17 protein-coding genes are annotated in these 18,926 nt (G+C 40.0%); 10 read left to right on the top strand and 7 right to left on the bottom strand.

Annotated elements, in window-relative coordinates:
* The first annotated feature begins 8 nt into the window (after positions 1 to 8).
* Complete coding sequence (locus H3U82_RS03310; RefSeq protein WP_198209198.1) at positions 9 to 3,071, top strand: type I restriction endonuclease subunit R; 3,063 nt, start codon at positions 9 to 11, stop codon at positions 3,069 to 3,071.
* A 181-nt stretch (positions 3,072 to 3,252) separates the two neighbouring features.
* Here H3U82_RS03310 and H3U82_RS03305 read toward each other — a convergent pair whose 3' ends face one another.
* A complete protein-coding gene (locus tag H3U82_RS03305) occupies positions 3,253 to 3,957 on the bottom strand; it encodes a JAB domain-containing protein (RefSeq protein ID WP_198209196.1) in 705 nt (234 codons plus the stop codon).
* A gap of 166 nt (positions 3,958 to 4,123) precedes the next feature.
* Positions 4,124 to 5,014, bottom strand: a complete 891-nt coding sequence (locus H3U82_RS03300; protein WP_198209195.1) for a LysR family transcriptional regulator — start codon at positions 5,012 to 5,014, stop codon at positions 4,124 to 4,126.
* Between the two features lie 242 nt (positions 5,015 to 5,256).
* On the opposite strand from H3U82_RS03300, the gene H3U82_RS03295 reads away from it, so the two are divergent.
* Both H3U82_RS03295 and H3U82_RS03290 read left to right on the top strand, forming a co-directional pair.
* Positions 5,257 to 6,441: an MFS transporter gene (locus H3U82_RS03295; protein ID WP_198209194.1), complete on the top strand. Its 1,185-nt coding sequence runs from the start codon at positions 5,257 to 5,259 to the stop codon at positions 6,439 to 6,441.
* A gap of 290 nt (positions 6,442 to 6,731) precedes the next feature.
* Positions 6,732 to 7,379 (top strand): hypothetical protein, encoded by a 648-nt coding sequence (locus H3U82_RS03290; protein ID WP_198209193.1) that lies wholly within the window; start codon positions 6,732 to 6,734, stop codon positions 7,377 to 7,379.
* A gap of 40 nt (positions 7,380 to 7,419) precedes the next feature.
* Here H3U82_RS03290 and H3U82_RS03285 read toward each other — a convergent pair whose 3' ends face one another.
* Positions 7,420 to 7,614, bottom strand: a complete 195-nt coding sequence (locus tag H3U82_RS03285) for a CsbD family protein (protein WP_025330793.1) — start codon at positions 7,612 to 7,614, stop codon at positions 7,420 to 7,422.
* Positions 7,615 to 8,040: 426 nt separating this feature from the next.
* Between H3U82_RS03285 and H3U82_RS03280 the strand changes: the two genes are divergently transcribed.
* From H3U82_RS03280 to H3U82_RS03250, 7 genes are all read left to right on the top strand, one after another.
* Positions 8,041 to 10,197 (top strand): lipopolysaccharide assembly protein LapB, encoded by a 2,157-nt coding sequence (locus H3U82_RS03280; protein WP_198209192.1) that lies wholly within the window; start codon positions 8,041 to 8,043, stop codon positions 10,195 to 10,197.
* Positions 10,198 to 10,368: 171 nt separating this feature from the next.
* The gene (gene dusA / locus H3U82_RS03275; RefSeq protein WP_198209191.1) at positions 10,369 to 11,442 is read left to right on the top strand and encodes a tRNA dihydrouridine(20/20a) synthase DusA; all 1,074 of its coding nucleotides are present in this window, start codon (positions 10,369 to 10,371) and stop codon (positions 11,440 to 11,442) included.
* A 36-nt stretch (positions 11,443 to 11,478) separates the two neighbouring features.
* Positions 11,479 to 12,273, top strand: coding sequence for a thymidylate synthase (locus tag H3U82_RS03270; protein ID WP_198209189.1), 795 nt, complete (start codon positions 11,479 to 11,481; stop codon positions 12,271 to 12,273).
* The gene (locus H3U82_RS03265; protein WP_370524412.1) at positions 12,270 to 12,779 is read left to right on the top strand and encodes a dihydrofolate reductase; all 510 of its coding nucleotides are present in this window, start codon (positions 12,270 to 12,272) and stop codon (positions 12,777 to 12,779) included. The genes H3U82_RS03270 and H3U82_RS03265 overlap by 4 nt, the downstream gene beginning before the upstream one ends.
* A gap of 289 nt (positions 12,780 to 13,068) precedes the next feature.
* Complete coding sequence (tpx, locus tag H3U82_RS03260) at positions 13,069 to 13,566, top strand: thiol peroxidase (protein ID WP_198209187.1); 498 nt, start codon at positions 13,069 to 13,071, stop codon at positions 13,564 to 13,566.
* A gap of 129 nt (positions 13,567 to 13,695) precedes the next feature.
* Positions 13,696 to 14,373 (top strand): epoxyqueuosine reductase QueH, encoded by a 678-nt coding sequence (locus H3U82_RS03255; protein WP_198209185.1) that lies wholly within the window; start codon positions 13,696 to 13,698, stop codon positions 14,371 to 14,373.
* Positions 14,374 to 14,641: 268 nt separating this feature from the next.
* A complete protein-coding gene (locus tag H3U82_RS03250) occupies positions 14,642 to 14,974 on the top strand; it encodes an SMR family transporter (protein WP_198209183.1) in 333 nt (110 codons plus the stop codon).
* Positions 14,975 to 15,023: 49 nt separating this feature from the next.
* On the opposite strand, the gene hfq is transcribed toward H3U82_RS03250, so the two are convergent.
* From hfq to hisS, 4 genes are all read right to left on the bottom strand, one after another.
* Positions 15,024 to 15,272 (bottom strand): RNA chaperone Hfq, encoded by a 249-nt coding sequence (hfq, locus tag H3U82_RS03245; RefSeq protein ID WP_025330801.1) that lies wholly within the window; start codon positions 15,270 to 15,272, stop codon positions 15,024 to 15,026.
* An 85-nt stretch (positions 15,273 to 15,357) separates the two neighbouring features.
* Positions 15,358 to 16,809, bottom strand: coding sequence for a ribosome biogenesis GTPase Der (der, locus tag H3U82_RS03240; protein WP_198209181.1), 1,452 nt, complete (start codon positions 16,807 to 16,809; stop codon positions 15,358 to 15,360).
* A gap of 135 nt (positions 16,810 to 16,944) precedes the next feature.
* The gene (locus tag H3U82_RS03235) at positions 16,945 to 17,571 is read right to left on the bottom strand and encodes a tetratricopeptide repeat protein (RefSeq protein ID WP_041879496.1); all 627 of its coding nucleotides are present in this window, start codon (positions 17,569 to 17,571) and stop codon (positions 16,945 to 16,947) included.
* Positions 17,571 to 18,863, bottom strand: coding sequence for a histidine--tRNA ligase (gene hisS / locus H3U82_RS03230; RefSeq protein WP_078474894.1), 1,293 nt, complete (start codon positions 18,861 to 18,863; stop codon positions 17,571 to 17,573). The genes H3U82_RS03235 and hisS overlap by 1 nt, the downstream gene beginning before the upstream one ends.
* Between the last annotated feature and the right edge of the window lie 63 nt (positions 18,864 to 18,926).

Here is an 18,926-nt window from a genome sequence, read left to right as displayed (position 1 = left end):
GAGTGGATATGTTTAACGAACAAACCGTCACAGAAAATGGAATTATCGACCGCTTAAAAGGGCTAAGCGGAACCAAGTGGAGTTACTGCCACGGCGAGAACCTGCCTAAGCAAGCGCGAGATATCTTTGTCGATGAGTGGCTAAAAGACGCGTTGTGTTCGTTAAATCCCGATATCGCCAAGCAGCCGGATTATGCTGATGAAGTAATTTATAAATTGCGCGGTGTGGTGTTAGAAGCCCGCCATACTGGTTTAGTAAAGGCCAACGAAAACTTCCATGAATGGCTATTGGCTGAGAAAACTTTGCCTTTTGGCGAGAACGGCGACCATATCACCATTAATCTGATTGATTTTGATAACATAGAGAACAATCACTTTGTATTGTCGCAACAGGTGCATTATATCGCGGCCACCGAAGTGTTTTTTGATATTGTCCTTTATGTGAACGGCATACCGCTAGTAGTGGGCGAAGTTAAAACTGCGACGCGGCCAAGTGTGACCTGGCAAGATGGTGCCGCCGATTTTATGGGCGGCAAAAAGCATTACTGGAAAAATGTAGAATCATTTTTTGTTCCTAATTTGCTGTGTTTTGCCAGTGAAGGAAAAACCTTTGCCTATGGTGCCATTAATGCTCGAGTAAAAGACTGGGGTCCCTGGCACAATACAGAACTTCGAGATGAGATTCTGCCGGGATTGGCATCGGTACTTAACAGCTGCGAGGGTCTGTTAAATCCGCAGACTTTATTACAATTACTGGAATCCTTCGCGCTATTTTCAACTGTCAAAACCGGTAAAGATACCCCACCTAAATGTATTAAGCTTCTGCCACGTTATCCGCAATTTGAAGCAGCGAAACAGATTGTTGAGCGAGTTCGCAAAGGCTACCCGAAAAAAGGCCTAATTTGGCATTTTCAGGGATCCGGTAAGTCATTGCTGATGCTCTATGCAGCTAAAATGTTGCGTGCTGACAATGCGTTAAAAAACCCAACCGTATTGGTCGTGGTGGACCGGCGAGACTTGGATAGCCAAATCAACGAAACCTTTGGCGGTGCCGACGTTAAAAACCTAATCAAAGTACAAAGTTGCAAAAAGCTGGGCGAATATATTGAACAAGACAGTCGTGGCATTTTAATCACTACTATCTTTAAGTTTAAAGATGTCGAGATTGATGATAGCAACCCGAATGGCTTGAACAGCCGAGATAACATCATTGTACTTGTAGACGAAGCACACCGTACCCAGGAAGGCGGTTTAGGTGAGAAAATGCGTTGGGCATTACCTAACGCCCACTTCTATGGTTTAACCGGCACACCCATATCAGGCATCGATCGCAATACTTTCAAATTGTTCGGCGCTGACGAAGATCCCGGTCGCTATATGAACCGTTACAGTTATAAGCAATCGATTCGTGATGGCTCCACCAATCCGGTTAAGTTTGAACCGCGCCTTGCTGAACTGCGGGTGGATCGTGATGCTATCAATGACGAGTTCGAGCAACTGGTTAAAGAAAACGACTTAGACGATGAAGAAAAAGCGGCATTATCTAAACGTGCTGGTAAGTTGGCTTTAATGTTGAAAGCCCCCAAGCGCATGGCGGCCATTAGCAGCGATATTGTCAAACACTTTACCAGCCACGTAAAGCCAAAAAAAATGAAAGGTATGGTAGTGGTATATGATCGCGAAGCTTGTGTGCAAATGTACTACTTGCTCGGTGAAAAGCTTGGCTTTAATGCAGTTGAAGTGGTTATGAACGTTGATCAATCCCCTATAAAAGCCAAAGAGGGCGATAAAAAAGACAAGGTCAACAACGATTGGCGTAAGTGGCACGATGAGTTAAAGCTACCCATCAAACAAGAGGATTTCGAGCGCTGGCAGAATATTGATGCGGAAAGCCAAGTACAAAAAGAACTGATCGAATGCTACAAAGATCCAAAACATCCTTTACAGCTCATCATCGTTACTGCCAAATTGTTAACTGGTTTCGATGCCCCTATCTGTTATTGCATGTATTTGGATAAACCTTTACGCGATCACACTCTTTTACAGGCCATGTGTCGGACTAACCGATTGTACGAAACCGATGATACTCGCAAAGATATGGGGTTAATTATCGACTACCTCGGCGTATTTGAAAATCTACGTACCGCATTGGCTTATAAGCCGGAAGAAATTGATGGTGTCGTAGAGGGTATCGAGGCCTTTAAAAAATTATTACCGGCACAACTGGATAAATGTTTGTCCTTCTTCCCCAATGTGGACCGCACCTTAGAGGGTTTCGATGGCATTATGGCCGCGCAAGAGTGCTTACCGACTAACAAAAAACGCGATGAATTCGCCGCTTGTTTTGGGGTGTTATCTAAGTTATGGTCGGCTATTAGCCCCGATCCTTTTTTAAGCCCGTATCGTCAAAACTATAAGTGGTTAGTGCAAATTTACGAGTCAGTGCGTCCAGTAGGCCAGACGGGGGCGCTTGTTTGGGCTGCTTTAGGCCCCGAAACTATCAAGATGATCCATGAGCATACTGATATTAATCGAATTCGCGATGATATCGACGAGTTAATCATGGATGAACACGCCATTTTTACCCTGACAGAAAAAGAGCAAGAGCAACGTGCTAAAAGATTGGAAATTGATCTTATGGGCCGCTTGCGGGGCAGTCATGAGCCTAAATTTGTGGAGTTAGGCGAGCGACTGGAAAAACTTCGCCAGGACTATGAGGCCGGTGTTATTAAAGCCATTGAGTGGTTAAAGGGCTTGTTGGATGCTGCGAAGGACACAGTGCAAGCAGAGCGCGAAACTGGTGAACACCCAGTGACAGAAGCAGATAACAAGCAAGCTCTAACCAAGCTTTTTCTGGAAACCCGTCCAGAGTCTACGCCTAAGTTAATCGGCGATGTGGTTGAACAAATTGACAAAATCGTCAAAGCCACCCGCTTTGATGGCTGGCAGAACTCCAATAGCGGCCCGCGTGAAATCCAAAAGGCGTTATTGCTGACTCTGGCCCAATTTGGATTGGGTAAAGATAAGGAACTATTCCAAAAGGCTTACGGGTATATAGAGGAGCATTATTGAGTTTTACTTAATTGACTGGCCGCGTTGTATCGATACTTGGGCAGGTCAAGAGTGACTACTACCATGGATAATTATACCTATAGCGTTAGCAATGCCCATTTATGGCGTAGAGCCGACTTTCTGATCTGATTACATCTTGAATAACAAAGATGTTAGATCAAGTATGAGACAATACACATAGTTATTGTGTATTGTTAATCATTTTTTCAACTGCTTTAGGTGTAATTTCCATAATCTTAGCAATTGTTTTTAAATCGACACCCTTATCAAGCAGTGCATTGGCAAGGGCCTTTGCTTGTATTTGAGCCAGTTTCTCAGCTTCCTTAGCTAATTTAGCTTTTTCTTGGGCAGATTTTGTTTTATCTCTCTCCAAAGCTAGTTTTTCTCTAGCAATCTTCTTCTCTTCTTTCCTAATCTGCTCAACCACCTGATAAGTCGGGATATAGGTAAGACTTTTCTCTAAATCATCCATAATGCCCATGCTTCTGAAACTTTCATAGGCTTCTGTGCTGATTATAAGATGATCAACGAGTGCAATATTAAGTATACGGCCTACCTGGATAAGACGATCAGTGATATCTAAATCTGCATTGGAAGGAGCTAAGCGTCCAGTCGGATGATTGTGAATAGCAATAACACGTGTCGCATTTTTCATAACCGCAACACGATATACATTCATAGGCTCTATATTCACAGCCTTTACTGAACCTAAAGCAATTAATTCGATATAGAGGATATATCCTGCTTCGTTCATGCCGATAATCCAGAAATGCTCTTTTTCTTTGTCTATCTTATTTTCACGAAGAAGTACGCGTTGCATGATGCTGAATACATCATCTGAACCTTCTATATAACGCTTATCGTTTTTGCCAAGTTTAATATCCATACATCGTTTATAGTTAAGAGCATTAACCTAAAATATAACATAGTTTACTCATTATTATAAGTAAACAGCATTTGCTAAACCAATGATATATTGTTTGTATTTTTGCATATTAATTGATTAATTTAATGAGTTGTGAAGAAATAAATCTGTTGTCTGGATAGGCTGCTCAAGCAAGCCGAGTTTTATTTTCTTGCACCAAATTACTCAGAAAATCAGCTACCACTCTTATTCTTCGGGAGTTAGTAAGGTCGGAGTGAATGACTAGCCAAATGGGTTGATTGCAGTCAATATTGTGGCGAACACAAATCAGATTTTTGGTTAAAGCAATAAAATTCGGTAAGACACCCATTCCGATACCTGCTTCAACTGCACTGATATGTGCAGACATGCTGCCGGTTGTCAGGCAACAGGTTTTGCCACGGCTGTTTTTTTCTATCCACTTTGCAGCTGGCAAGTTCTGGTGTGTTTCCGGCCAGCCGATAAAATCAGCGTTTTTTAATATTGTTTCTTCTTTGTTTAGCGGTTTGCGCTGCAAATAGCTTTCAGAGGCATACAAACCAAAACCAAGCTCGCCTAAACGGCGGATGGTTACTTTACCCTGCTCCGGGCGAACCAGACGCAAGGCCATATCAGCGTCTCTTCTTTGAAGATTAATAGTTGATACTCCGGTAACCAGTTCCAGGGTTAAATCAGGATGTGCTGAATACAGCTTGGGTAAAGCCGGAATAATAAGATGATCAGCCAGCCCCTGAGCCGTAGCCAAACGCACGTGCCCGCTGACACTGGCATTGACTCCGGTAGCCATGGCATCAAACGCGTGTCCGGCCTGTTCCAGTATTTCTGCCTGCGAAACGAGTATTCTGCCTTCATCTGTTAGCTTATAACCTTGCTGATCGCGGATAAATAACCTATATCCCAGCACTTCTTCCATACGTTCCAGACGGCGGTAAGTTGTAGCAATGCCAAGTTTTAATGTCTTCGCAGCACCACTCAATGTGCCTTCACGTACGATTGCCAGAAATACTTTAGTATCATCCCAGCATAGTTTTTTGTTCATATTTGATTTCCGATTCTGGAAAACCAGTTACCAGATTTAGCTATATATCTGTCTATTTTCGCAAAGTATACTGAATTAACGCTGCTTTCACCAAGCTGATAACTATGTTTAAAAGCAGATTTATAACAACTCAATACAATTTGTTTTCAGCCGGATGTGAACAACTGCCGAATTTTTAGGTTTGTATATCAGGCCGAACTCTATCTGTTTGAAAAATTGATTGCAAAAGAGGAAATGATTTAGTGAATAATTCAGAAAATAAGACACAATGGCGTAACTGGATGGCTGTTTGCATGCTTGCAATAGCGTCATTTATTGTGGTGAGTACCGAGCTGGCACCGATTGGTATGTTATCCGCTATAGCCTCATCTATGGGACAAAACAGCGGTACTACCGGTTTGGTTGTTACTCTGTATGCATGGCTGGGGGCTGTTTCTGCTCTTGTTTCAGTTACCACATTCAGCCATCTGCCTCGTAAACCAGTAGTAATTGTATTAATGTTGCTGATGGCTGCATCGAATGGTATTGCAGCTATTAGTGAGCATTTTTCTGTACTTTTAATCGCTCGTCTGGCCGGTGCAGCTGCTCATGGCGCATTCTGGGCGATGGCGGGCACTATAGGGGCGCAACTGGTATCAGACAAATATACCGGCAGAGCCACAGCAATTATATTCAGCGGTGTTTCGATAGCCAGTATACTCGGTGTTCCCCTTATTAACTGGATTAGCAGCACCATTGGCTGGCGTTTATCATTTTTATTACTGGGCGCATTAGCCATAATTACGGCAATTATTCTGGCTTTTACCCTGCCGGCTGTATCCGGTACTTCCCGAATGGGGCGAAAACAATTTTCAGCAGTTCTTCAGATTAAGCAGTTACGCCAAGTTTATCTGATTGCTACTGCTGCCATCATCGCCCATTTTGCTGCTTTTACCTATATTGAAGTATTTATGGCCGAAGAAATGGCTATTTCTGCCAACTGGATTGCGGTTTGTCTGTTTGTATTCGGTATAGCCGGTGTAGCTGGTAATCTGTTATGTGGTCTGTTTATAGACAGATATCTGAAAAGTATACTTGGTGCAGGCATAATGCTGATTTGTAGCAGTCTGATTCTGCTGAGCGCAGTATTAACACATAATCCAATCATGCTGATGGTATTGGTGTTTGCGTGGGGTTTAGGTGTAGCCATATTATTTGTTGGTATTCAGGCGTGGGTAATCCGGCTGGCAGGATACGATAACGCTTTACCCGCCTCTGCTATTTATGCAGCTATTTTTAATGGAGCCGTAGGCATTGGGGCGATTATCGGAGCGGGAATTATTGATTTCGGCAATATGAAAATGCTCTATTTAATTGCCTCTTTGATCACCTTATTCAGTTTGTTGCAGTTACTAATCAGTAAAACGATGCATAAGCCGGCGCAGTGAAACCAATATATTTTACTTATACATTTCTATATCTAATACCGCCAATTCAGAAAAATTTAAGCTGTAACTAATTTGTCTGATTTAAAAGAAATATAAACTCAAATCAAAGGCCGCTGAAATAAGCGGCCCTGTGCACATTTTTCAGAATTAATCCTGAAATTTTTTCTTGATTGCTGATATTTAAGATTCTTATAATAACTCATTATATAAATTTAAATATCCACTAATAAAAATAGTTTATCTTTTTTACGGATAAATAAATACTAACTAATAGAAAAGAAATTTATAATATGAATATATTATCAGTACTCAAATCAGTACTCAAAATTATCCCTAAGAGCTTTATTCAAAATATTTTCAATGTTCAATTCAAACCTTCAAAAGATGATGTGAAAAAAATTTTAAAGTATTTAAAAAAAACAAGAAAAAAGTTAAAAAATAAAAAAGCTAGTATTATGGAACAAAAACTTACACTATATACAATACCTTATTTAAAATACCTTGAGTTAAGCCAAATAGACAATTGGCAACAAAAGTATAGTCATGATATTGATTTATTATTTGATCTATATATTGCGCAAGGTATCTGGCATAAGGGAATAAGAAGAATTATATGGAATGAAAACGAATTAACTTATTATTATGTTAATACACTTTCGTTGAATGACAAAACAAATACAAGAAAGAAAATGCTATCAGAAAATAAATGGCCTTTTTACCTTTTTTGGGTTTCATTCTTAATATTAATAGGGTTAATTCTTTTTATATTTAATAATTTTTTTGGAAAATTTGTAAATTATTTTTTTATACTACCTATTATATTAACAACACTTTTTGGCGCATTGATAATGTATTGTGATAAAAATGCAGTATCTGCTATAAATCGAATCATGAATAAACATCCTGATTTAATTCAAAAAACTAAGGATAATTCCTAAACAAAACCGCTCATAAGAGCGGTTTTGTTTAGTTTACAAATTAATCCTGAAATTTTTTCTTGATTGAATCTACTGCACCATCTATAGCATTAGCCACATCATGCACAGCTTCTTTCACGCCGCCAACGGCCTTATCTACCATTCCTTCAGACTGGGTTTTAGTATCACCCACTACTTTACCCACATTCTGTTTTACTTCGCCTTTGGCTTTATCTACAAATCCGTTATCGCTCATAACCATCTCCATTCTGTATGTCTACTGTATGCAACAGTATTCAATTAAACACAAGTAAATTCTTATCCTTCAAGAATTTATCTTAGAGAGACAATTAGCGGTAAGCAATGGAAAACGCCAATATTTGCAGCTAATTACATATAAAAATAATTAATTGGTAAATCATGCAGTTAATTAACTCAATATCAATTTATTAACAATTTTCTTTAACTATCAATAAAAATCCATCTGACTAAATACAGCTGTAGATAGTTATGAATTTTATGATATTAAGTTTAATTTTTGTTATTATTAGTTAAATTGTAAATTAATAAATTTGTTCCTTTTTCGACAAGGTTAAGAATTTTAATATATTTGATTACTACCAGACTATGTTACGAACAGCATACAGATTAATTGCTTAGCCATAAATAAACAGGAATAGTAATGGAAGAAAAAGATATTGATCAGCAAATTGAAGAATTAAGTAAAATTACCCGTGAAGATGGTAAGGAAACTTATGCTCAAGCTCAATTTGAGTTAGGAGATATATATCGTAATATAAAACACGATTATAGTCACGCTGAAGCTTTTTATTTAAATATCAACAAAGAAGATAATCCAGAAGTTTATGCTAAAGCTCAGTTTCTTTTAGGATATATATATCAAGAAATAAAACACGATTATGATCAAGCTGAAGCTTTTTATTTAAATATCAACAAAAAAGATAATCCTGATGTTTATGCTAAAACTCAGTTTAGTCTAGGATATATATATCAAGAAATAAAACACAATTATGATCAGGCTGAAACTTTTTATTTAAATATCAACAAAAAAGATACTCCTGATGTTTATGCTCTAGCTCTGTTTGGTTTAGGATATATATATTATAATATAAAACACGATTATGATCAGGCTGAAGTTTTTTTATTAAATATCAACAAAGAAGATAATCCTGAAATCTATGCTCAAGCTCAGTTTTTTTTAGGATATATATATCAAGAAATAAAACACGATTATGATCAAGCTGAAGTTTTTTATTTAAATATCAACAAAGAAGATAATCCTGAAATCTATGTTCTAGCTCAGGGTAATTTAGGATATATATATCATGATATAAAACACGATTATGATCAGGCTGAAGTTTTTTTATTAAATATCAACAAAGAAGATAATCCTGAAGTTTATGCTAAAGCTCAATTTTTTTTAGGATATATATATCAAGAAATAAAACACGATTATGATCAGGCTAAAGCTTTTTATTTTAAAATTACTAAAGAGAACAATCCTGAAATCTATGCTCAAGCTCAAGATATCTTAGGCAAAATCTATACAGAAAAAATTAAAAAAGAAACTCAAGCTACAGACTGCTTTCTCCTTGCCTCTAAAATTGAGAGTTACTCAAATCGTTATCCATATCAATATATTTGCGCTCAATTAATTTTGGGGTTGAAACAAAATAACTTTAATCATGATTTTAATGAAAAAGAATTTAACGAACTTAAAGATTTCATCTATAATAAAATTGAAAATTTATGTAACTTAACTAATAATATTAAAAATATTTTATTTATTTCTAAAATATTAGATAATAAATATAGCAAAAAACAGCCGGAACGACGTGTCGCTCATTATACCAAGCCAGCTGTATTATTTAATCTGCTTAAAGGAGAAAATCCCAGTAAATTCCGGCTTAATATCGTAGATTTCATGAATGACCCCAGTGAAAATCAGGTATTAACCAGCTGGCTGAATATTAGCAATCATCCTGATAATGAAATTAAAAGCTTTTTAGCCAGTTTCTCCTTTAATCATAATTGTCTGAATCAGTTTCGTTTATACGGTAATGATGATAACATTATTGGTTCCGGTATCAGTATTGCTTTTAATAAAAATTTTTTTGGTCTGGATACAGAACGCAGTATCAATAACGAAATAATCTCATTACACAGTATTAAATCTATCAAATCGTTTGAAAATAAACAAGTAAAACTTGAAACTGAGCAAATCGAAATTATAAGTGCCAATACTCTTTATCCTTTGCCTTTATACCGTTGCCTGTATTTTGATCCAGAAACAGGATATATGGCGTTAGCAAAACGCAATAAACAATCCTTTTATCTGGAAAACAAAAATGAAAAAACACCAAAAGCCATTGATAGCGAGTGGAATGAATATATTAAATCATTAGATGAACCTAAAAAAATCAGTTGTATTCGTGACAATTTAGAAAAAATAAAAGAGTTGATTAAAGAACTTTTGGATAATTCCAAGTTACAAAAAATCTCTAATCTAGACGAACTACTCAGTCTGGCGGTTTTACCCATTTCCTGCCTGATAAAACATGCTGCTTTTGAAGATGAAGATGAGTGCCGGATGATTTATATTACTCATATTGCCGATGATAATATTGTTGAACCGCAGGATTACCAATCTGCTAACAGTTTGTATGTCGAATATACGCATGTAGAAGAATATATTGATAATATTTATCTGGGTCCGCAATGCAAGATACAGCATAAAATATGGCTGCAAAATCATTTTAAAAAGAAACGGCGTGAAAGAGAAATTAAGCTGATTAAATCTGAAATGCCGTTGCGCTGATTCAGGCTAAAACAACAGGATTAATTAAAATATCAGCTTTACTGCTATTGCTAAACTGGCAGTTCGGTTATCCCATGTATAATCTGCCTGTATCAGAAATTTAACCGACTAAATACCGGCCGGAAATATCCGTTCGGTATTTCTTTGGCGGTGTTATATGAGTGCCGGATTATGCAGGAACATAAACAATTAATTGCCGCAGAATATTCAGCCGGAAGTGATGCACACCAGCTCCGGCAAAATGCCAAACCAAAAAGAACTTTATCCGTAGCGCCGATGCTGGACTGGACAGACAGGCATTACCGCTATATGGCCAGACTGATTAGCAGAAATGCGTGGCTGTATACAGAGATGATTAATGCTAATGCAATCATCCATGGCAACAGTGACAGATTACTGGCCTATCATCCGCAGGAGCAACCTGTTGCTTTGCAGCTGGGCGGCAGTGAGCCGGCAGTTCTGGCACAGGCTGCTAAAATTGCTGCCGGTTATGACTATGATGAAATTAATCTTAACTGCGGCTGCCCTAGCCCGCGGGTACAGCAAGGTGCTTTTGGTGCCTGCCTGATGCGTGAAGTTGAACTGGTAGCACAATGCTTAAATGCTATGCAGGAAGCGGTTAATATTCCGGTTACGATTAAGCATCGCATCGGTCTGGATAAGGAAACAGCCTATCAGCCTCTGGCTGATTTTGTCGGTACGCTACGTGAAAAAACGGCCTGCCGTATTTTTGTTGTTCATGCACGCAATGCATGGCTGGAAGGGTTATCGCCGAAAGATAACCGTGATATCCCGCCTTTACGTTATGATTATGTTTATCGTCTGAAACAGGAATTTCCTGATCTGGAAATTATTCTTAATGGCGGGGTTACTGATAATGCACAAATTCACCGGCATTTGCAGTATGTTGACGGGGTAATGGTCGGACGTGAGGCTTATCATAATCCGATGCTGATGCGCAGCTGGGATGCTGAATTTTACGCCAGTCACCAGCCGGCTGTTGAATATGAAGACCTGGTTAATCAGTTAATTGACTATGCTCAACGGCAGCTGGCTAATCCGGATATTTCATTGCGCCATATGGCTCGGCACTATCTGGGTCTGATGCATGGTTTACCCGGTGCGCGCCAGTGGCGGAGGATGCTGTCTGATGCTTCGTTATTAAAAAATAACGATGCCAGCCTGATTGCAGAAGCATGGCAGGCGGTAAAAGAAGGTGCCGCAAACCAGTCTGAGTTGATTTAAGTTACAATTAGGCCGTTTTTATTTGGATAAATCCGCATGCAACAGTATCTTGACTTAATGCAACATGTTTTAGACCGTGGCACAGATAAAGCAGACCGTACCGGCACGGGTACGCGCTCGGTTTTTGGCTATCAGATGCGTTTTAATCTGGCTGATGGCTTTCCTGTGCTGACTACTAAAAAGCTGCATTTACGTTCAATTATTTATGAGTTACTCTGGTTTCTGCGCGGCGATACTAATATCGGCTATTTGCATGAACATAATGTTTCTATCTGGGATGAATGGGCAGATGCTGATGGTAATCTGGGGCCGGTATACGGTTATCAGTGGCGCAGCTGGCCGGCACCGGATGGCAGCCATATTGACCAGATCAGTAATCTGCTGCAACAGATTAAACACAATCCCGACAGCCGCCGCCTGATTGTTTCTGCATGGAATCCGGCACTGATAGATGAGATGGCTTTACCGCCCTGCCATGCTCTGTTTCAGTTTTATGTGGTTGAAGGCAAGCTTTCCTGTCAGCTTTATCAGCGCAGTGCTGATATTTTTCTGGGTGTGCCTTTTAATATTGCCAGCTATGCTCTGCTTACGATGATGATTGCTCAGGTATGTGATTTAGAGCCGGGGGAATTTATTCATACGCTGGGTGATGCTCATTTATATAGTAATCATTTTGAACAGGCCAAACTGCAGTTAAGCCGCACACCGAAAAAACTGCCGCAAATGCATCTGAATCCTGATGTAAAAGATCTGTTTTCTTTTCAGTTTGAAGATTTTACGCTTACTGATTATTATCCGGATGCCCACATTAAAGCACCTGTAGCTGTATGAATACTCTGAATAAAATTACGCTGATTGCCGCTCTTTCGGATAATAACTGTATTGGCGAAAATAATCGTATTCCCTGGCATGTGCCCGAAGATTTTGAATTTTTTAAAAGTTACACTATGGGCAAGCCGGTTGTTATGGGACGTAAAACGTGGGAGTCGCTGCCCAGAAAACCGCTTCCAGGCCGCGCCAATTATGTTATCAGCCGGCAGGATGCACAGACATTCAGCGGAGCAATTTTGTGTCACAGTGTTGAAGATGCGCTCAGACAATTAGCCGGTTGCTCTGAAATTATTATTATGGGCGGGGCACAAATTTATATTCAGGCGATGCCTCTGGCTACCGATTTGCGGTTAACCAGAATTCATGTTGATGTTGCCGGAGATACTTTTTTTCCGGCAATTGATACGGATATCTGGCAGCAAACTGAAAGCAGTAGTCATGTAAGCAGTAAAAATAATATTGCTTATGATTTACAGCATTATGTACGCCGGTCTGGTGTTGAGTAAATTTTATTGCGCAAGTCAGTTTGTATTCAGTCCGATTGCTCTGAAATCAGAGACTGCAATGCAAACTGGCAGATTGATGATGCTGTAAATTTTCTCAGTCGTATTTTCTAAGATTTACGTTTTCGCTGAATTGTCTGGAAAATGCTGGTTTTCTGCGTTTATGCAGATGCTATATTTGCTGCTATTTACTGCATATAATCAGCATAGATAATCTTTGACAGTTCCCTGCCAATCCTCCACAATAAGCCTGCACATTGTTAATCAAATTAAACATCATAAGGATGCAGTCATGAGTACAGTAACTCTGCAAGGTACCACTGTTGAAGTCAGTGGTCAGTTTCCAAAAGCAGGCAGTACAGCACCAGCTTTTACGCTGACTGATGCCGGTTTAAATGAATTATCGCTTACCGATTTTGCCGGTAAACGTAAAGTACTGAATATTTTCCCTAGTGTAGATACGGGTGTTTGTGCTGCATCTGTACGCCATTTTAATGCAGCTGCGGCCAATCTTTCTAATACTGTTGTGTTGTGTATTTCTGCCGATTTGCCATTTGCGCAGGCTCGCTTTTGTGGTGCAGAAGGACTGGATCAGGTAAAAACTCTGTCAACATTCCGTCATCCTGAATTTAAGGAAAACTACGGGGTTAAACTGAGCAGCGGTGCTTTAGCCGGCTTATGTGCCCGTGCGGTTATTGTACTGGATGAAAATAATCAGGTTTTATACAGTCAGTTAGTGGCTGAAATTACGACAGAACCGGATTATGAGCAGGCATTAGCCGCTCTTTAAAATGGCTTTTTCATACAAGCGTTCAGATTTCTGAACGCTTTTTTTCTTTCGGGCTATGTCGTTGCGCTGATAGCTTTGTTAAAATCTACTGATAAAGATATTTAACTAGAATAACAGGAAATCACATCAATGAACCCACAAAAACTGACTACCGATATACAACGCCCGAAATTAACTCTTCCCAACGGAGAAAATAAAGTATTACTTCATTCTTGCTGTGCGCCCTGCTCAGGTGAGGTTATGGAAGCAATGCTGGCCTCTGGTATTGATTATACGATTTACTTCTATAATCCTAATATTCACCCAAAAAAGGAATATGAAATCCGCAAGGATGAAAATAAGGCATTTGCGGAAAAATTCAATATTCCTTTTATTGATGCTGATTATGATATGGACAACTGGTTTGAACGCGCTAAAGGAATGGAGTTTGAACCGGAACGCGGCATTCGCTGCACTATGTGTTTTGATATGCGCTTTGAACGCACAGCATTGTACGCATATGAAAACGGTTTTTCGGTTATTACCAGCTCATTAGGGATTTCCCGCTGGAAAAATATGCAGCAAATAAACGATTGCGGCAAACGTGCGGCAGAAAAATATCCTAATCTTGTTTACTGGGATTATAACTGGCGTAAAGGCGGCGGTAGTCAGCGTATGATTGAGATTAGTAAGCGTGAGCAGTTTTATCAGCAGGAATACTGTGGCTGTGCTTATTCTTTACGTGACAGCAATGCCTGGCGGCGGGAGCATGGCAGAGAAAGCATTAAAATTGGTTCGAAATTTTATGGTACTGAAGAAAAGGCTTAAGTATTTTTGCTAATCATTGGTTGTATTTTGAGTCACTTCATCAGTATTACTCTCTAAAAGCGGATTCAGACTTGAATCCGTTTTTATATGGGAAAGTGGAAAGTGTTCAGGTTAAATTTTTCAGGAATGGCTTTATTTTCATTCAAGCTGATATTAAAAATTTTTGGTTGAACATTATGTAAAACTCGATAAATTTGTACTCAGTTTATACCAACCATACGTAATATAGCTGCACAAGGAAACTAATGCAGTAACGAGAAGGATAAACATGAATCAATGGATTTTTCTTTCCATCGCTATACTAGCTGAAATATTTGCAACCAGTATGCTTAAGCTGAGTAATGGTTTTACCCGGCTGATGCCCAGTATTTGCTCTATTCTGGGCTATATTATTTCGTTTTATTCGCTTGCACAAACTCTGAAAACTATGCCTGTAGGCATTGCTTATGCAGTGTGGTCCGGTGTGGGCATTGTTTGTGTGTCAATCATAGCCTGGATCAAATTCGGACAAAAGCTGGATATGCCGGCAATTATTGGCATCGGTCTGATACTGGTGGGTGTTATTGTGATTAATCTGTTTTCCAAATCGATGACTCATTAGCAAAAAACCGTGGAAATCCACGGTTTTTTGCTAATGCAGTATGACTGTATTATTCTGCTGATGCAGGTTTCGGTTCATGCTGCAAGCTTACTGCACGAGCAGGCACAATTGTGGAAATCGCATGTTTGTATACCATTTGTGTTACTGAAGTATTACGTAAAAGTACAACATACTGGTCAAATGATTCCACCTGACCCTGTAGTTTAATACCGTTTACCAGATAAATTGAAACTGGCACATACTCTTTTCGCAGTGCATTCAAGAAAGGATCTTGTAACATTTGTCCTTTGGCGCTCATTTGGCTACTCCTGTTTTTTTGATTATGTTATCGCTTAGCTGCACCTGCGTACAGCGATTTAGAAAGCAGTGTCAATGCTATCACATTAATGGGCATTTGTTTTCTTTGAACTGACTTTATTTTTACGCTTTACCTGCTTTTTCGATTGTTTTATCTGTTCTCGCTTGGCAATTCGGTTACTTAATTTGACACGACGCAATGGCTGCGCCGGTTTGCTGTCATTTTCCTGATATGGATTTTCGTTTACATTATATTGAATACGTAAAGGTGTCCCCTGTAAATGAAATGCTTTGCGAAATGTTTGTGTCAGATATCGGGTATAAGCATCACTGATATGCTGTAAGGCATTACCATGTATGACTATAACTGGCGGATTCATACCGCCCTGATGAGCATAACGCATTTTGGGGCGAATTAAGCCGGCGCGCGGAGGCTGCTGTCGTTCCAGCGCACTTTGTAATACGCGGGTAATTTTCGGAGTAGGCAGTTTAATCATTGCAGCATCATAGGCTGCCTGAATTGAGCTGAAGAGCCCGTCAATTCCTTTTTCTTTCAATGCCGAAATATAATGAAATTTAGCAAAATCAAGAAAAAACAGTTTACGTGCTATATCACGTTTAACCTGTTGCTTGCGCTCTTCGGTTATTCCGTCCCATTTATTTACTGCAACAACTAAAGCACGCCCAGCTTCCAATGCAAAGCCGGCAATAGTTGCATCCTGATCGGCTATATCCTGTTGTGCATCAAGTACCAGTACAGCTACGTTAGCTGCTTCGATAGCCTGCATTGCTTTAATAACGGAAAACTTCTCGATGGCGTCATCTACTTTGCCACGACGACGTACTCCGGCAGTATCGATAATGGTAAAAGGTTTGTCGTTGCGCTCGAAATCTATGTGAATTGAGTCACGTGTGGTACCGGCCATGTCAAAAGCAATAACCCGCTCCTCACCCAAGATTGCGTTGACCAAAGTTGATTTGCCGACATTCGGCCGACCAATAACTGCAAAAACCGGATGATGACTGTTTACCGGTTCCTCTTCTTCGGGAAAGTCTTCCAGTACAGTTTCTATCAGTCCATACACGCCGTCACCATGCGCCCCGGATATAACGATAGGCTCTCCCAAACTTAATTCATAAAACTCTGCTGCCAGAATTGGTCGGTTAGCGCCCTCACCTTTATTCACTGCCAGATATACAGGCCGGGAGCTTTGGCGCAAATGGTTAGCAATAATCTGATCCTGTGGTGTCAGACCGGTACGTCCATCTACCAGAAAGATAACTGCATCCGCCTCATCTACGGCTTGTAGAGTATGGCGTGCCATTTCATATAAGATACCGCTATCTACTACCGGCTCAAAACCACCGGTATCAACAACCAGATAAGGTTTACTTCCCACTCTGCCGTGCCCGTAATGCCGGTCGCGGGTTAGACCGGGTAAATCGGCAACCAGTGCATCACGTGTACGGGTCAGGCGGTTAAATAATGTTGATTTGCCTACATTCGGGCGACCAACCAGAACAATCGTTGGTTTCATATTCATTCTTTCAGATAATTTCTATTGCTTTAAAACAGCAATAGCCTGCCAGCGGCAAGCTTTTCAGTACAACTGATAAACCTGAAATTCCTACCGGTTTTTCCGGCCGGAATTTCAGGTTTTATTAAGCATTGATTAACTCAAACTGCTTATTTTCATTTGGATGACTTCGCGTTGTACTGAATCTTTTGATAATAAATTCAAAGCTTGCTGGTAAGCAGCAACGGCTTCGGTATTTTTTTTCTGTGCCTGTAAAACATCACCTTTGGTTTCAAGCAGAACCGGCTTTAATTCATTGGTTACTTTTACATCCAGCGCCTGTAAGGCTTCATTGTATTTACCTTGCTGCAAATATACGGTAGCCAGCCGCTGCGCAACGATTGTTTGCAATAAATCATCATGCTGTCTGGCTTTAACCCATTGCAAATGGCGGATGGCTTCGTCATATTTACCATCGTCAAATGCTGAACCGGCCATCATCAGTGTAGCCTGAGTTGCATTCATGGTATCAGGATATTTTTCCTGTAGTTGTACAAGTGCTTTTTTACTCTCAGTCAAATTATTGGCACTAGCCTGTGAAATAAATGTATCAAATACTTCTGCTGCTTTTTCATTATTACTGCGTAAATGACTTTGATACAGCACATAACCCAGATATGCCAATGACAATATAACCAGTATAGCAAAAATCCAGCGTCCCCAGCGTTGCCAGAAATATTTGAAATTTGCAACTTCCTGTTCATCCTGAATATGTACAACCATTATGCATTCTTCCATTGTTGGATTAACTGTAAAGCTGCTTCGGCAGCAACAGTCTGTTGTTCATGAGTACTCAAATTCTTAAGCGTTAGTGTATTGTTTAATTGCTCTTCCTGAGCAACGATTACTGCTATTGCCGCACCACTGGCATCAGCTTTTTTCAACTGGGCTTTCAGACTCTGATCACCACAGTGTAAATAAACATTCAAACCTGCTGCCCGTAATAATGCGGCATGCTGCATGGCAATCAAACTGCTTCCTTCTCCCTGATGCATGATATATACGTCAGGCGCATTGTTAATATGCAGTTTGCCAAATTCCTGTACAAGCAGTAATAGACGTTCAATACCCAATGCAAAGCCAATAGCCGGCGCTGGTTTACCGCCAAGCTCTTCAATCAGCCCGTTGTAACGACCACCACCGCATACAGTTGCCTGTGCGCCAAGTTTAGTTGTCGTCCATTCAAATACGGTCAGATTATAGTAGTCCAGACCACGAACCAGACGCGGATTTTCTACATATGTGATACCCAGCCCGTCCAGCATATTTTTTAAAGTATTATAGTGTGCAAGTGATTCTGCGCCCAGATAATCTATAAGACGTGGCGCAGCATTCGCCATTGCCTGTAAATCGGGATTTTTGGTATCCAGCACACGTAACGGATTAGTATGCATACGACGCCGGCTATCCTCATCCAGAATGGCTTCATGCTGTTGTAAATAAGCAATTAGTGCAGTACGGTGAGCAGTACGTTCCTGCTGATTACCCAGAGTATTTAATTCAAGTGTAAGGTATTCCCGAATACCCAGCCGTTCCCAGAGATTAGCAGTCATGGCAATCAGCTCGGCATCTGCATCAGGGCCGTTAAATCCTAATGCCTCAACTCCAACCTGATGGAACTGACGATACCGCCCTTTTTGTGGGCGCTCCCGTCGGAACATCGGTCCCATATACCATAATTTTTGCGGACTATTATAAAGTAAGTTGTGCTCAACAACTGCACGCAGACAAGAGGCTGTACCTTCCGGCCGCAGGCTCAGGCTCAGCTTGTCGTTGGAATCGGCAAATGTATACATTTCTTTGCCCACAACATCGGTTTCTTCTCCGATTGAACGTACAAACAAACCAGTTTGCTCAACAACCGGTGTACGAATCTGGTTGTAACCAAAACTGCGTGTCCATGCGACCACTACGTCTTCAAACGCCTGCCAGAGTGCAGATGTCAGTTTAAAATCTTTCTGCTCTACTGGCAGTAAATCATTCATGCCCTTAACGGCCTGGATTTTCTGACCCATATTAATTAATTTGTATATCCCTATTAAACTATATTAGCTGCTGACAGCTATAACAGTATATTT

This window comes from Snodgrassella sp. W8132 (assembly GCF_016100865.1).
GTDB classification, from domain to species: Bacteria; Pseudomonadota; Gammaproteobacteria; order Burkholderiales; family Neisseriaceae; genus Snodgrassella; species Snodgrassella alvi.
Note: the sequence above shows the minus strand (reverse complement) of the source record. Positions and strands in the feature narration are given on the sequence as shown.